Below are 14143 nucleotides of genomic sequence, written 5' to 3'. Positions count from 1 at the left end.
CCTGGGGGGAAACCCTTGGGGAGGCCGAAAACGTATGGGACGGGTTCTGATCTGGCTGCGCAACAATATCGACGGTCTCGTCGCGTTGGTGCTCGCGGTGATTTTCGGCGTGATATCGCTGATCGATATCGGCCTGTTCGATTCGGATCTGATCAACGCGGTCATTCTGCTGGTGCTCGGCCTGCTGGCCACTACGCTGCTGCGCGATCGGCACTTGTCGGCCAAGGCCATTCGCGATACGACCTCGGTGCAGTTGCTCTACGGTCCCGAGATCGGGCACGCGCATACACTTGCCCGGCGCGGTACCGAACAGTGGCTTTTCAAGGGCGGCACCGGAACCTATCTGCGTGCGGTGACGCTGCGGGAGTGTGTGGAGAACGCACGCCGCGAACAGCGTCCGCTGCGGATCCAGGTGGAGGTGCTGGATCCGACCAATGAACCGTTGTGCAAGACCTATGCGCAGTTCCGCTCCTCGCTGGTACCCGAGGCCGACCGCACCGGCGAATTGTGGACCACCGAGCGGACCCGTAAGGAGTCCTTCGCGACGGTGCTCGCGGCCTGCTGGTACCGGCAGCGGTTCACCTTCCTGACCATCGATGTCGGGCTCTCGATGGTGATGACAACCTTCCGCTGGGACCTCTCGTCGAGTTGTGTCATTGTCACGCAGGACAATCCGAATACTCCGGCCCTGATGTTCGAACGGGACAAGCCCTACTACCGGGACTTCAACCGGGAGCTCGTGGCCAGTTTCAAGCAGGCCAGACAGGTGCCGCTGAGTCGCAGCGAGGAACTCGCGCTCGCCGACGAGCCGTCGGTCGATCAGACCCGCGCGCTATTCGATCTGCTCGGTCTCGCGCTACCGGCGTCCTATACCGATCGCGATGTCGCCGATATCGTGCGACGCGCACTGCAGCCGAGGAATCCGTACTGAATGAACGACTACGCGCGACTACGCAAGTTGATCGGCTCCGATGCGGCGGGGCCCGCGGTCCGAGGCTGGGCGCGCGATCTCATGACTGCGGTGCTCGACGGTCGCGCCGAGGTCGGCGCGGTCCGGCATCCGTTGGGGTTCTTGTGTTTTCCCGCGTGGCGTGGCGGTGGCCTCGGCGTCTGCGTGCACGTCTGGACCGATGGGCTGCGGTCGCATCCGACGACCTCGGCGATGCACGCGCACAGCTGGGATCTGCTCAGCGTCGTCTTGTACGGCGAGGTCGGCAACGAGATACTCGAAGTGGAAAGCTCTGCGGACCGGGCGACCCATCGTATCTTCGAAATCAATAGTGGCGCCGACGGTGATGTAGTGCGTGCGACGGAGTGTCTGGTCCGCTATCGCACCCGATCCAGTGAACATTTCCGTGCAGGCGAGGTATACACCCTGCCGCACGGGGTATTTCACCTCTCCGATGTGCGCGGTGAGGCGGCCACCGTGGTGCTCGGCGAGGTTCGCCGCGGCCGACCGGACCGATCCCTCGGCACCTTCGCCACCGTCGACCACTGGGTGCACCGAACCGGTTGCAGCCCGATCGAAACCCGCCGTGCCGCGCAAACGGTGCTGGACCACCTGCAGGAGCCCACCCTGCCGGAACAACTGGAGGACCGATGCGAGCAGGCGACGTAGCGAACCTGGTATTGCCACCCGATGGTCCGGCGCTGGGCGATCCGGATCCGATCAGCCCCTTCGACCGGCTGGAGACCGTCCTGATGACCGCTGCCGAGGTTGCCAGAGGGGCGGCGATCGAGGCGGGTCGAGCGATTCGGGAGGGTCTGGCCGGATCACTCACGGTCCGCACCAAGGACGCCAGCGGTGATCTGGTCACCGATCTGGACCTGCGTGCGGAACATATCATCGTCGGCCATATCCGCCGGGCATTCCCACACCATCGCATCCTCGCCGAGGAATCCGGGCTGCAGGGAGTCGACGATTCCTGGTGCTGGGTCGTCGACCCGCTCGACGGAACCAATAATATCGCCATCGGCCTGCCCGTATGCACAATCGGTATCGCCCTGTGCCACAACGGAATTCCGATGCTCGGCATTGTCCATGAACCATTGGCCGACCGCGCCTGGTCCGCCGTGCGCGGATCCGGCGCGACGGGTCCGGACGGCCCACTCTGGCGACCGCCGCACCGTACCTCCGAATCCGCCCCGACCCTGGCCTGGTTGCAGGGTTATCCGGTGACCCGCAGCGACACCACGGCACGCGCCCTGCGCCTGGCCCTGGAATCCGGTTCCCGTCGCCTGATCCAACTGTGGTCGCCGCTGTTGTGCTGGGTCATGCTGAGTCGCGGCGATATCGACGGATTCGTCGGTTACCGAGCGGGGTTGGTCGATCTGCCCGCAGGCACCCTGCTGGCCCGCGAGTCCGGTATCCACATCACCGATTTCGACGGCGCTCCGCTCAATGACCACCTCGACCTCCCCGGCGGTGAAGTGAACTTCATTGCAGCCAGTGCCGAGATGCTGCCGGAGTTGGCCTTGCTGGTGAAGGCCGCCGCCGAGGTCAGTGTGACGGGGCTGCCGGGCTGAGCTATCCCGTCGCCAACAGCGCAGCCACGGCAGCGGTCGTAGCGACAACCGCGAGCCCGAGTCCGGTGAGCACGAACCGCGGCATCGGCACCCGAACACCATGGGTGCGACAGAACTCCAGGCACAGCAGCGTTGCCAGCGACGCCCATGGCGTCACGATCGGCCCGACGTTGGTGCCGATGAGCAAGGCCAGCAACTGATTTCGATTCTCCTCGGACACCACCGCCTCACCGGCGGTGTAAGCGGGAAGATTATTGGCCACATTGGACAATCCGGCACCGGCGGCCGCCGCACGGTAGGCCCCGACTGCTCCGGAGTCGTGCCCGATCAGGGCTTGCATGACATCAGCCAGCCCGAACCTGCTCAACGTCGGCACCACCAGGAACAACCCGACTACGAAAACCAGCAATTGCCACGGGATCAGCGATAGTCGCAGCGCCGAACGGTCGAAGATCGCGAAGGCGACCACCGCGATGGTGGCGGCCAGGGTGGCGGCGATACCGATCCGGTCACCGACGAACGGGATCGCCAGAATGAACAGCAGACATGCGCCTGCTGTTGTATAGAGCAGCGTGCGCTCCCTGGCATCCGCCGGACGAATCGGTTCCGGCGGTACGTACCGGTCGGCTTCACGTCGTCCGCGCCGCCAGTACCAGACCCAAAGGCACACCATGGTCGCCGTGATCGACACCAGCTGCGGCGCCCACATTCGCGCCGCGAAATCCGTGGCGCGCAGCGCGACCCGGTCGGCGGCGAGCAGATTGGTGAGATTCGAGACCGGCAGCAGCAGACTCGCCGTATTGGCCAGCCAGAGCGTGGTCATCGCCAACGGCAGCGGTGGAATGCGGGCCGGTATCGCCAGCGCGAGCATGACCGGGGTCAACAAGACGGCAGTGGTATCGAGATTGAGCAGAATCGTTGTCGCCGACGCGAAAAGCACACAGAGCAGGAACAACGCCGGATAGTAGCCCCGCCCGAGAATGGCCAGCCGGTGCGCGATCACATCGAACACCTTCGCCTGCCGCGTCAGTTCCGCGAGAATTATCACACTGCACAGGAACAGCAGCAGCGGACCGATCCGGCGCATATTGTCGGCGGCCTCGGCGCGTGGCAGCAATCCGGTCGCCACGCACAGCAGTCCGGCCGCGAACAGTCCGAGCCGGACCCAATCCAGCGTGCTCAGTGCCCGTCTCGACGGTGCGGACACCAGGGCACTCGACGGTGAGTTCTCCGCGGCGGAATCGACCTGTTGCTCGGACACATGCCCCATCATGCAGCATATCCGCTGGGGCACTTCCGCATTCGGTATGCCTGGTAATGATCTTCTTCCGTTTGGCGTGGCGACCCATCGGGGCATACTGATGCTGTGACTTCGGGCGGGCGGCGGGACTTCTTCATCAGCTATTCACCGACCGACGAGCGATGGGCCACCTGGCTGGCCTGGCAGTTGGAGACCGCGGGATACAGCACTCTCATCCAGGCCTGGGATTTTGTGCCCGGCACCAACTTCATCGATTTCATGGATCGCGGCGTGCGCGATTCGGCGGTGGTGCTGGTGGTGCTGTCGCAGAACTATCTCGGTTCCTATTACGGCACCATGGAATGGCAGGCGGCCTACCGCACCGATCCGGGCAAGTTGATGCCGGTGCGCATTGCTGAATGCACGCTGGAGGGTCTGCTCGCCACCATCACCTATCTCGATCTGGTGCGCGTGTCCACCGCGGAGCAGGCGCGTCGAATCCTGCTGGAGCGGGTCGGGCATCTGCTCGCGGGGCGGGCGAAGCCAACTTCGGAACCAGGGTTCCCGCACGATGGGCCGGACCGCTTCGCCGTCGAAACCATCGCGGACACACCCGAACCCATGTTGCCGCGCCGCACACCGGTTGCGGCCCCCGCCTTTCCGGGTGCCACCGACCATGACGAGGCACGTACCAGCGTCTCCGTGCTGCATGTCGCGGGGCCGCGCTTCGGTCGCGGGCTGCTCGCACCGGACGAGCCGAGCACCGCTGCCGAATTACAGGCGCGCATCCACGCCAATGTCACCCATCTGGTGAATCAAGGTGTGGCCAAACCGGATCTGATCGTGGTGTCCGGCGATATGACCGAATCCGGCCGTCCGCGCGAGGTCGACGAAGCGCTGACCTTCCTGAGCGGATTGCGTACGCTGCTCGGCCTCGGTCCGGAGCGGCTGATCGTGGTGCCCGGCAATCACGATGTCTCCAAACCGGCATGTCACGCGTACTTCCTGAACTGCGAGGCGCGCGATCGCAAACCGCAGCCGCCGTATTTCCCGAAGCTCGAGCAGTACGCACGGATGTTCGGTGCGCTGTATCAGGGCCTGGATCACCTCGTCTTCGATATCGGTCAGCCGTGGACGCTGTTTCCGATTCCCGAATTGCGGGTTGTGGTTGCCGGATTGAACTCGACGATGGCCGCCACCCATCTGCCCGAGGACGATTACGGCCGGATCGGTGAACCGCAGGCGTCCTGGTTCGCCGAGCGGCTGCGCCTGTTCGAGGACAACGGGTGGTTGCGCCTCGGCGTCGTCCGGCACGATCCGCTGCCCGGCGCGGGCACGCCCGCCCATGATCCGGATCTGCTGCGCGATGCGGATACGCTGTCCCGACTGCTCGGCGGCCGGTTGAATCTGCTGCTACACGGTCCGGGACCCGGTGGGCCGCATCTGGATCGGCTCGACAACACACTGCCCGTCCTGCCCGCTGCCGCTCCGGGGCGCGACGAGATCATCCAGCTCACCGCCGCGGGGCTGGCCAGGTTCTCCGGACGCGGTGAATCCACCGCGCAACTCGAATTCGATTGGCTGAAGGTGGCCGCGGCACTGCCGACAGCCAAACAACCCGAACTCCTCGGACCGGACGAGCCGGAGCTTCCGGAACCGCCCGCTGAAACTCCCGCGGTCGATCCGCATGGGCGGCTGCTCGAGCGCGTCGCCGAGGTGTGCGAAACCCGTTATCCCGGTGCGAAAGTCCGGCGAGTCGAGGTGGAGCCGCCGCATCTGCTGATCACCAGCGAGGACGACGAGGTCATCGCCCAGTGGCGCGTCGGTGTGCATGTCGGTGATATGACCAGGCAGGTGGTGGAGGACTTCCTCGGCCACGATCCGGAATACGGTTCCGAACTCGTGTATCGCGGTGCGGCGCCACCGCGGTCGCTGCGCGAGGAGGCGGCCAGCCACGGTCTGCGAGTGCGCAGCTTCACCGAATTCCAGGGCCTGCTCGATCTGGACGACTATCTCACGCAGCAGGCGGCGCGTTTGCGCGCCGATCGCACCTATCCGCCCGATCTGTATGTGCCACAGCGCTTCCGGATCCTCGAACACGGTGACCAGCAGATCCGTGAGGATCTGGTCGGCGAACTGATGAAGGTGATCGCGGCCGACCACGGCCGATTCATCCTCATACTCGGTGATTTCGGGCGCGGGAAGACCTTCGCGCTGCGCGAGTTGGCCCGCCGCATTACCGAAACCATGCCGGCGCTGATCCCGATTCTGATCGATCTGCGCGCCTTGGACAAAACCCATTCGGTGGACGGTCTGGTCGCCGCACATTTGGCCAATCACGGCGAGGATCGGATCGATCTGAAGGCGCTGCACTACATGCTGCGCGAGGGACGGGTGGTGTTGCTGTTCGACGGCTTCGACGAACTCGTCACCCGGATCAGCTACGACTTCGCCGCCGACCATCTCGAAACCCTGCTGCAGGCCACCGTCGGCAAGGCGAAGATCATCGTGGCCAGCCGCACCCAGCACTTCGAATCCCGCGCCCAGGTGCTTACCGCCCTCGGCGAACGCGTGGGTCTGCTGCAGGATCGGCGCATTGTGAGCATCGAGGATTTCGCCCCGGCGCAGATCCACGCCTTCCTGACCAACCGCTACGGCGGTGATATCCGTCGCGCCGACGCCAGAATGGGGTTGATCACCGGTATCGAGGATCTGCTCGGACTGGCACAGAATCCCAGGATGCTCGGCTTCATCGCCGATCTGGACGAGCGGCGGCTTCGGGCTGCGGCGGGCGCGAAGCAGGCGGTGGGGCCGGCCGGGCTGTACCGGGAGATCCTGGAGTCCTGGCTCACTTACGAGGCCGACCGGACCGCGGGCGTGGCCGGTGCGCTGCCAGGGCTGCGTCTGCACGAATTGTGGCTCGGTGTGACGGCATTCGCGCTGCGCGTCTGGGAAACCGGCGAGCCATATCTGCGGCTGTCCGAATTGACCGAGGTAGCAGCGGATTTGGTCGAGCTGACCGGCTCGAGCCGGATGTCGGTGCAGCAGTCGGCGCATGCCATCGGCTCCGGCAGCCTGCTGGTGCGCACCGAGGACAACCTGTTCGGCTTCATCCATTCCTCGGTAATGGAGTGGTTGGTGGCCAACCACATTGCCGAACAATTCGAGGTCGGTACCCCCGCGCCGGCCCAACTGACCCAGTCGCCGCTATCCCAACTGTCGATCGACTTCCTCTGTGATCTCGCCGATAACCGGGCGCTGCGCACCTGGGCCGAGGGTGCGCTCGCCGACCAGGCGGCCGATGAAGTGTCGCGCACCAATGCGATTCGGGTGGCGACGCGGCTGCGCACCGCACCGACCGCGGATCTGCGCGGTGCCAGCCTGGCGGGTGAGGATCTGTCATATCGGGATCTACGCGATGTCGATCTCACCGGAGCCGATCTCAGCGGCGCCCGGCTGGTCGGCACGAACCTCGACCGCGCCGTACTGCACGGTGCGCGGTTGGTCGGCGCGCGTCTCGATGAGGCCAGCCTGGTCGGCGCGGATCTGGGCGAGGCCGATCTCACCCGCGCTCGCCTGGTGCGCACCGATCTGACCGGATCGCGGGCCAGCGGTAGCCGCTGGTCCCGCGCGGCACTCATCGAGGTTACCGGCACCCCGGCCGGCACCGATCTGCGTGGTGCGGCGTGGGTGCCGGGAGTTGCGGCACAGACCGAATTCGCTCCTGCCGCAATCGGAGTCCGGCACGGCTTCCATGCCAGGCACGGCCGACTGCCGCAGCCGGTCGCCTACAACCCGGACGGCGGCACGCTCGCCATCGGCAGTGATGACGGCGGCGTGCTCATCTGTGATGCCGAAACCGGAAGACCGCTGCGCACCTTGCAGACCCACCGAGCCCGGACGTTCGCGGTGGCGTTCACGGATACGGTGCTGGTGACCGGATCCGGCGACGGCACCGTGGGCATCTGGGATGCCGTCACCGGCGAACTGCGCCGAATCCTGTTGGGGCACCAGAACTGGCCGTGGCCGGTGGTGCTGAGTCCGGCGGGTGATTTGCTGGCCACCGGTGACGCGGACGGTGTGCTGCGGCTATGGGCGTTGCCGAGCGGTGAACTCCGCCACGAATGCCGTGCCGGAGGTGGGAGTCGGGAACTCATCTATAGCTTGGATATTCGCGGACCGCTGGTCGCCGCCTCGTATCGGGATGGCACCGTGCGGCTGTGGGATATCGAAAGTGGCCGGGAGAGTGGCGAATTCAGCGGTGCGCCCGGATCTGTGTTTCGGGTGGCGTTCAATCCGACCGGTGAACTACTCGCAGTCGGTGGCGTCGATGGCACGCTGGCGCTGTGGGACCCGTTGAGCTGCCGGAAGATTCGCGATCTATCGGGCCACACCGGGCGGGTCTATACAGTGACTTTCCATCCTCGCCTCCCTATCGTGGCGAGCGCGGATACCGATGGCGGACTGCGTCTGTGGGATGTGGACACCGGCGTGCCGCGGCAGTCGCTCGCCGAACATACCGCGGCCATCTATTGGCTTGCCTTCGATCCGGCGGGTGATCTGCTCGCCTCGGGCGACAGCGCCGGACTTGTCTGTCTGCGCGAGAGCGAGACCGGGGAACTGCGGCACCGGCTCACCGCGCATACCGGCTCGATTTGGCCGTTCGCCTTTCGCCCAGACGGTTCCCAATTGGCCATTACCGACGACCAATTCACCACTCGGCTGTGGGATCCCGTGACCGGTACCTGCAAAAACACGTTGACCGGCCATGGCCGCCAGGTCCGTACGGTCAGCTTCAATGCGGACGGCACCCTGCTTTCGGGCGTGGGTAACGACGGTGTGGTTCGCCTGTGGGATCCGGTGACCGGGCGGTTGGTTCGCCGACTGATCGGCAGCGACGACCGCTTGCTCACCTTCGAATCGGCGATATTCAGCAAACTCGGCCGCCATCAGCTCGGTCTCGTCGTCAACGACGGGCGGCTCAGCCTGTTCAACCTCGACGCCGATCTGTACGAACGCCACATCAATGTCGAATCCGCACCGATCTGGGCCGCCGCCTTCGACCCGACCGGCGACTATGTGGCCACCGCTAACGACGACGACACGGTGATCATCTGGGTGCGCACCACCGGCGCACTGCACGCCGTCTGCGCCGAACATCGCGGGCGGGTGCGCTCGATCGCATTCAGCGCCGACGGTGCGCTGATGGCGACCGGCTGCGACGATTCCGTCGTTCGGCTGTGGGATGTGCGCTCTGGACGATTCCTGCGGGCACTGTCCGGACATCGCGATCGGGTGTACGCGGTCGCCTTCCATGAGGACCGCCTCGCCAGCGTGTCCTGGGATACCACCGCCCGCATCTGGGATATCGAATCCGGCGTTGCGTTGCATACGCTGACCAGGCATACCGGCAGGCTCTGGACCGCCTCGGTCGACCCGCGCACGGGTACATTGGCGACCGGGGGCGATGATCTGGTTGTTCGGTTGTGGGACATGGCATCCGGTCGTCATCTGCATACCCTCGAAGGGCATAAGCGCCGAGTCTGGTCGCTGAGCTTCGACCCGTCCGGCAAGCTGCTGGCCAGCGGCGGCGATGACGGCAACATTCTGCTGTGGTCGCGGCCGGAGGACGACGCGCCGTCGATCCGCGCGATCCTGCTCGGTCTACCCGAAGGATGGGCGGCGCTCGCTCCCGACGGTCGATACAAATTCGAGGGCAATATTGCCGGGCAGTTCTGGCATGTCATCGGCATGTCGCGATTCGAATCCGGCGAACTCGACCCCTACCTGCCGGAAGTGGGACAGCTGGCGGCCGATGCACCCTTCTGAGCCGGTCGACGATGAGAGATTGATAGCCTTGTCCTCGCAACGTTGCTGTCCGTAAGGAGACCGCTGGTGGTCGAGAATAAGAGCGCGCAATCCGATCTGGCGCACCTGCTCGTTGGTGGGTGCACGGTGGATCAGGCGTGGGAGCTGTTCGATAGCTTGCCCGCGGCCAGGGTCGCGGAGGTGACCGTCGGCCGCTGGCGGGGCGAGGAATTCGATACCGGGCATCCGCTCGCGGGGGTGTTGGCGGCCTCGGGTTGGTACGGCAAGCAGTTCGATGATCCGGAGTCGGTACATCCACTGTTGTTCGCCGATGAATCGGGAAGTATCTTCGCGGTCGATCCGCGCCGGGTGCCGCTCGGTCTGGCCGGAAAGGTGCCGCTCGCGGGCGTGCAGACGGTACGGAAGCTGCTGCCGGTCCTCGGTCCGGCAATCCGAACTCGCAGGCCAGCAGCGCGTTTGCGCGATATCGAATATCGCGGTGCGGTGAGTGCCGCGATGGTTTACGACGATCTGCCGATCATCGATCACTTCCGTCGGGTGGATACCGAAACGTTGCTCGGGGTGATGGATATGCGCGGGACGGCCGAGCCGTACTTTTTTGTGCTGCGTCGCTGATCTGATCGCTGCCGCGGTTGTGGGCCTTGGGCTCGGCTGCGGCCTACCATTGAAGTCGGCCAAGGGAAACGCTACATCCGCGCCCGCGGAATGTCCGTCCGGCGCGTGCGCACGGAGGGAGGTCGGGCAATGGAACCTACGACGTGTCTGGTGGTTGGTGCTGGACCGGCCGGCATGGTGCTCGGGCTGCTGCTGGCACGCGCCGGTATCGATGTCACCGTTCTGGAGAAACATAAGGATTTCCTGCGCGACTTCCGCGGCGACACAGTACATCCCACGACCCTCGACCTGCTCGACGAATTAGGCCTCGGCGAGGAATTCGCGAAACTGCCCGCGCGTAAACTGCGGCAGATCCAGCTGCCGATCCGCGGGTCGGTACAGACGGTGTTCACCCTGGAACATCTGCCCGGTCCGCACAAATACATCGCGATGGTGCCGCAGTGGGATCTGCTCGACCTGTTGGCCGGAGCGGCCGACCGGGAGCCGAGCTTCCGGTTGCGCATGAATACCGAAGCGACAGCGGTGATTCGGGAGAACGGTCGGGTCGCCGGTGTCGCCTACCGCACCAGTAACGGCGAAACGGGCGAGATTCGCGCCGATCTGACCGTTGCCTGCGATGGCCGCGATTCGGTGCTGCGGGCCGAAGTCGGTCTCGGCTCACGCAGTTGGCCGACACCGATGGATGTGTGGTGGTTCCGCCTGCCGCGCACCGATATCGACCCCGCCGGTTTGATCGGACTGCTCAGCGCCAACCGCGCTGCGGTCATGTTCGACCGCGGCGACTACTGGCAGGTCGCGACCCTCATCGCGAAGGGTGGCGATGCGACAGCCCGCCGCGGTCCGGTCGCCGAAATTGTGCGCAGCATGGCCGATTCCGCACCGTGGCTGCGTGACCGGGAGGATGCGTTGCGCGACTGGGACGAGGTGAAACTGCTCGACGTGAAATTGGATCGCCTGACCAAGTGGTACACCGACGGCCTGCTCTGCATCGGCGACGCCGCCCACGCCATGTCACCCGCCGGTGGGGTCGGAATCAACCTCGCGATCCAGGATGCCGTCGCCACCGCGAGAATCCTTGCCCCACCCCTGACTTCGGGCACCCTGAGCACCCATGACCTGGCGAGAGTGCAGCGTCGCCGCACCCTCCCAACCGCCGTCACCCAGGGCCTACAACGCATCCTGCACACCGCCGTAATCCGCCCCGCCCTATCCGGCCGAATCAATATCGCCAACGCGGCAACGACTCCCTTGCCGCTACGCATCCTGCGCCGGATCCCCGTCTTGCGCACCGTCCCCCCATTCCTGATCGCCCGAGGAATACTCCCCGAACACGCCCCCACTTTCGCCCGCCGCGCCTGACCCGGTGGATGCACTCGGTGCAACAATGCAGTCGACGCACCGAATGCTCCACGGGAAACATCAACGGCCACAGTTCATTTCAATCCCGCCCGACCGTGTATACGCCGCACGAGATCCCCCCTTGGAATCGCACCTCTGATGAGTGCGCAAGGGAATCCCGAGGAAGGGCGTGACTTTCTGTGACGGCTGTGGTTCGTCAGGGACGCAAAACGATCTTGCCGATGGGGGAGCGCTGCTCGATGAGTTGGTGGGCTTTGGCGGCCTCGTCGAGAGAAAGCACGGAATCGACTTGGGGAGTGAGGGTTCCGGTAGTAGCTCGATTGAGGACGGCGGCGCCGGAGCGGGACACCTCTGCGAGCCAGGCTGGTCCGGCGCAGGCGGTGAGTGTGAGGCCGAGCGGGAGTAGGTCCGTTGTGGAGATCTGGGCTGGGGCTCCGGAGAGCCAGCCGTAGCTGAGGATTCGGCCGCGTACCGGAGTCATGGCCGCCAGTAGATCTCGGGCAGTGGTGCCGCCGATGGAATCGAAGACGACGTCCAGGGTGGTGCCGTCGAGGGTTTCGCGCAGTCGGTTCGGCCAGTCCGGCGCGTTGTGGTCGATGGCTTGATCCGCGCCCAATGCCAGTGCCCGCGCTACCTTTTCGGGACCGCCAGCGGTCGCGATGACGCGCGCGGCACCGAATTCCTTGGCGAGTTGAGTCAGCGCGCTGCCGATTCCTGTTGCGGCGGCTTCGATCAGGACCGTTTCGCCGCCGGTGAGCGCCGCGGTCGCGAGCAGGGGCAGTGCCACCGATCCGTCCATCAGGACGGCGGCCGCGTCGGCGGATGAGAGCCCATCCGGGATCGGGGTCGCGGAAGCCACTGGTGCGCAGACGAATTCGGCGTAAGCGCCGAAGCCCAGGGTTGCCACCGTGACCCGTCGGCCCAGCAAAGCCGCGTCGACTCCGTCCCCGATCTCGACGACCACTCCGGCGGCCTGAAAACCGAAGACCGCCGGTGGTTCCACCGCCATCGGGAACTCACCCGAACGCAGCTTGGTCTCCGGGAACAGCACCGGAATCGCCTCGGCACGGATCACCAGTTCGCCGGGGCCCGGATGCGGTACGGCGACATCCTGGGGGACCAGGACCTCGGGTCCGCCGACCCTCGTCATTACGATTGCCTTCATAAATAACTCCATAACTTGACTGTCGGTCCAGATGTCTCGAACAATATGGACCGGCGGTCAAGTTGTCAACGAGGTGGTGGAATGACCGACGAACGCCCGAGGGAACGGGCGGATGCCGCGCGTAACCGGCAGGCGATCCTGACCGCGACTGCCGCGCTGCTCGCCGAACACGGCGCCGACGCGCTCACCATGGACCGGGTCGCGGCGGCCGCCGGTGTCGGCAAGGGCACGATCTTCCATCGCTTCGGCAATCGCGCCGGGTTACTGCACGAGATGATCGCCGAGAGCACGTTCGCCGTGATGGATGCCGTCCGTGGCGGTCCGCCGCCGCTGGGCCCCGGAGCACCGGCCGGGGAGCGACTGCTGGCCTTCTTCGATGCCTTCGTGCGCATGATGACCGACAACATCGAGGTGACGGTCGCCTACCTGCAGGGCCCGCCGCACCCGCGCGCCGCCGAAATCCACGAATTCTGGGACACCCATATCACCGCGCTACTGCGCGAGGCCCGCCCGGACCTGGATGCCGAGGTGGTCGGCAGGCTGCTGCTCGGCGCATTGGGTGGCGAACAGGTGCCGGCGCTCGCACGTGCGGGGGAGACTGAACGGCTGCTCGCGGCGGTTCGCGAACTCGTCGAATCGGTGCTGCGCGCGCCCTAGTCCCTGGCGAGAATGGCGTCGAAACGTTCGTCGGCGCTGTCGAGCTGGTGCAGGATATGCCGTTTGACGTGCTCGGCGAGCGGAGTATCGGCGCGGGTGACGAGGTCGCGGTAGATATCGGTGAGCGGGCGATACTTGGTGGCGAGTTTGCGCATCGCGGGACCGTCGGCGTAGAGGATGCCAACGCCGTTATCGGTGAAGTCGGACAGTTTGACGATGCGGGCCCACGGCGCGTGATCGAGATTGGCCGCCACGTGTTCGCGATATTGCGCATGCCGATCGCTATCCGGATCCGGTTCCGGATTGGTTACGGCGGCGACGAGTTCGGCGACTCGGGCGCCGAACCGGGCCGAGAGTTCGGCGAGGGCGGCCTCGGTCGGCGAACCGGGACGCGCGCCGGCAAGGTCGATCGGGTGATCCTCGACCGAATCGTGCAACAGCCCGGCCGCGACGACGTCCGGGTCCCGCACTTCATAGTGGCTGATGATCCGAATGGCAACGCGCAGTAGATGACTCAGATACGGTTCGCGGCCGTAACGATCGTCGCGGTGCAATTCGGTGGCCAGATCCAATGCCTCGTTGAGCCGTTCGGTGTCGGATAGTTCGGCTATTTCCAGCAGTAGTCGTTCGCGCAGTCCGCTTTCGCCGTAGACCTCGCTGATCGTATGCAGCGGCATCACGGCCAAAACCCCCGCGCCGGGATTGCTCATGCCTTCGACTCGCTGGCGCTCGGCTCCGGCATGCGCAACGCG

General features: G+C 65.4%; 10 protein-coding genes. 7 read left to right on the top strand and 3 right to left on the bottom strand.

What is annotated here, in order from left to right:
* Positions 1 to 34 precede the first annotated feature (34 nt).
* The 3 genes from ACIBJI_RS06285 to ACIBJI_RS06275 are packed head-to-tail and all read left to right on the top strand — an operon-like array spanning position 35 to position 2526.
* Complete coding sequence (locus tag ACIBJI_RS06285) at positions 35 to 931, top strand: hypothetical protein (RefSeq protein WP_364340172.1); 897 nt, start codon at positions 35 to 37, stop codon at positions 929 to 931.
* Positions 932 to 1618, top strand: a complete 687-nt coding sequence (locus tag ACIBJI_RS06280) for a hypothetical protein (RefSeq protein ID WP_364340174.1) — start codon at positions 932 to 934, stop codon at positions 1616 to 1618.
* Positions 1600 to 2526: an inositol monophosphatase gene (locus ACIBJI_RS06275; RefSeq protein ID WP_364340176.1), complete on the top strand. Its 927-nt coding sequence runs from the start codon at positions 1600 to 1602 to the stop codon at positions 2524 to 2526. The genes ACIBJI_RS06280 and ACIBJI_RS06275 overlap by 19 nt, the downstream gene beginning before the upstream one ends.
* Before the next feature lies 1 nt (position 2527).
* Here ACIBJI_RS06275 and ACIBJI_RS06270 read toward each other — a convergent pair whose 3' ends face one another.
* Positions 2528 to 3796 (bottom strand): SLC13 family permease, encoded by a 1269-nt coding sequence (locus tag ACIBJI_RS06270; RefSeq protein ID WP_364340712.1) that lies wholly within the window; start codon positions 3794 to 3796, stop codon positions 2528 to 2530.
* Between the two features lie 96 nt (positions 3797 to 3892).
* On the opposite strand from ACIBJI_RS06270, the gene ACIBJI_RS06265 reads away from it, so the two are divergent.
* From ACIBJI_RS06265 to ACIBJI_RS06255, 3 genes are all read left to right on the top strand, one after another.
* Positions 3893 to 9595 (top strand): TIR domain-containing protein, encoded by a 5703-nt coding sequence (locus tag ACIBJI_RS06265; RefSeq protein WP_397083257.1) that lies wholly within the window; start codon positions 3893 to 3895, stop codon positions 9593 to 9595.
* A 66-nt stretch (positions 9596 to 9661) separates the two neighbouring features.
* Complete coding sequence (locus ACIBJI_RS06260) at positions 9662 to 10210, top strand: DUF4334 domain-containing protein (RefSeq protein WP_396955058.1); 549 nt, start codon at positions 9662 to 9664, stop codon at positions 10208 to 10210.
* A gap of 129 nt (positions 10211 to 10339) precedes the next feature.
* Positions 10340 to 11569 (top strand): FAD-dependent oxidoreductase, encoded by a 1230-nt coding sequence (locus tag ACIBJI_RS06255; protein WP_364340180.1) that lies wholly within the window; start codon positions 10340 to 10342, stop codon positions 11567 to 11569.
* Positions 11570 to 11765: 196 nt separating this feature from the next.
* Here the strand turns inward: ACIBJI_RS06255 and ACIBJI_RS06250 are convergent, their stop codons facing one another.
* Positions 11766 to 12734 (bottom strand): zinc-binding alcohol dehydrogenase family protein, encoded by a 969-nt coding sequence (locus tag ACIBJI_RS06250; RefSeq protein ID WP_397083254.1) that lies wholly within the window; start codon positions 12732 to 12734, stop codon positions 11766 to 11768.
* An 81-nt stretch (positions 12735 to 12815) separates the two neighbouring features.
* Between ACIBJI_RS06250 and ACIBJI_RS06245 the strand changes: the two genes are divergently transcribed.
* Positions 12816 to 13391 carry a helix-turn-helix domain-containing protein gene (locus ACIBJI_RS06245; protein ID WP_364340184.1) on the top strand — a complete coding sequence of 192 codons (576 nt, stop codon included), beginning with the start codon at positions 12816 to 12818 and terminating at the stop codon, positions 13389 to 13391.
* Here the strand turns inward: ACIBJI_RS06245 and ACIBJI_RS06240 are convergent.
* Positions 13388 to 14101: an HD domain-containing protein gene (locus ACIBJI_RS06240; protein ID WP_364340186.1), complete on the bottom strand. Its 714-nt coding sequence runs from the start codon at positions 14099 to 14101 to the stop codon at positions 13388 to 13390. The two genes, ACIBJI_RS06245 and ACIBJI_RS06240, sit on opposite strands and share 4 nt — an antisense overlap.
* Positions 14102 to 14143: the final 42 nt, after the last annotated feature.

Origin of the sequence: Nocardia sp. NPDC050408, assembly GCF_044458905.1 — a bacterium.
Classification (GTDB): domain Bacteria; phylum Actinomycetota; class Actinomycetes; order Mycobacteriales; family Mycobacteriaceae; genus Nocardia.
This window is presented reverse-complemented; position numbering and strand designations above follow the sequence as displayed.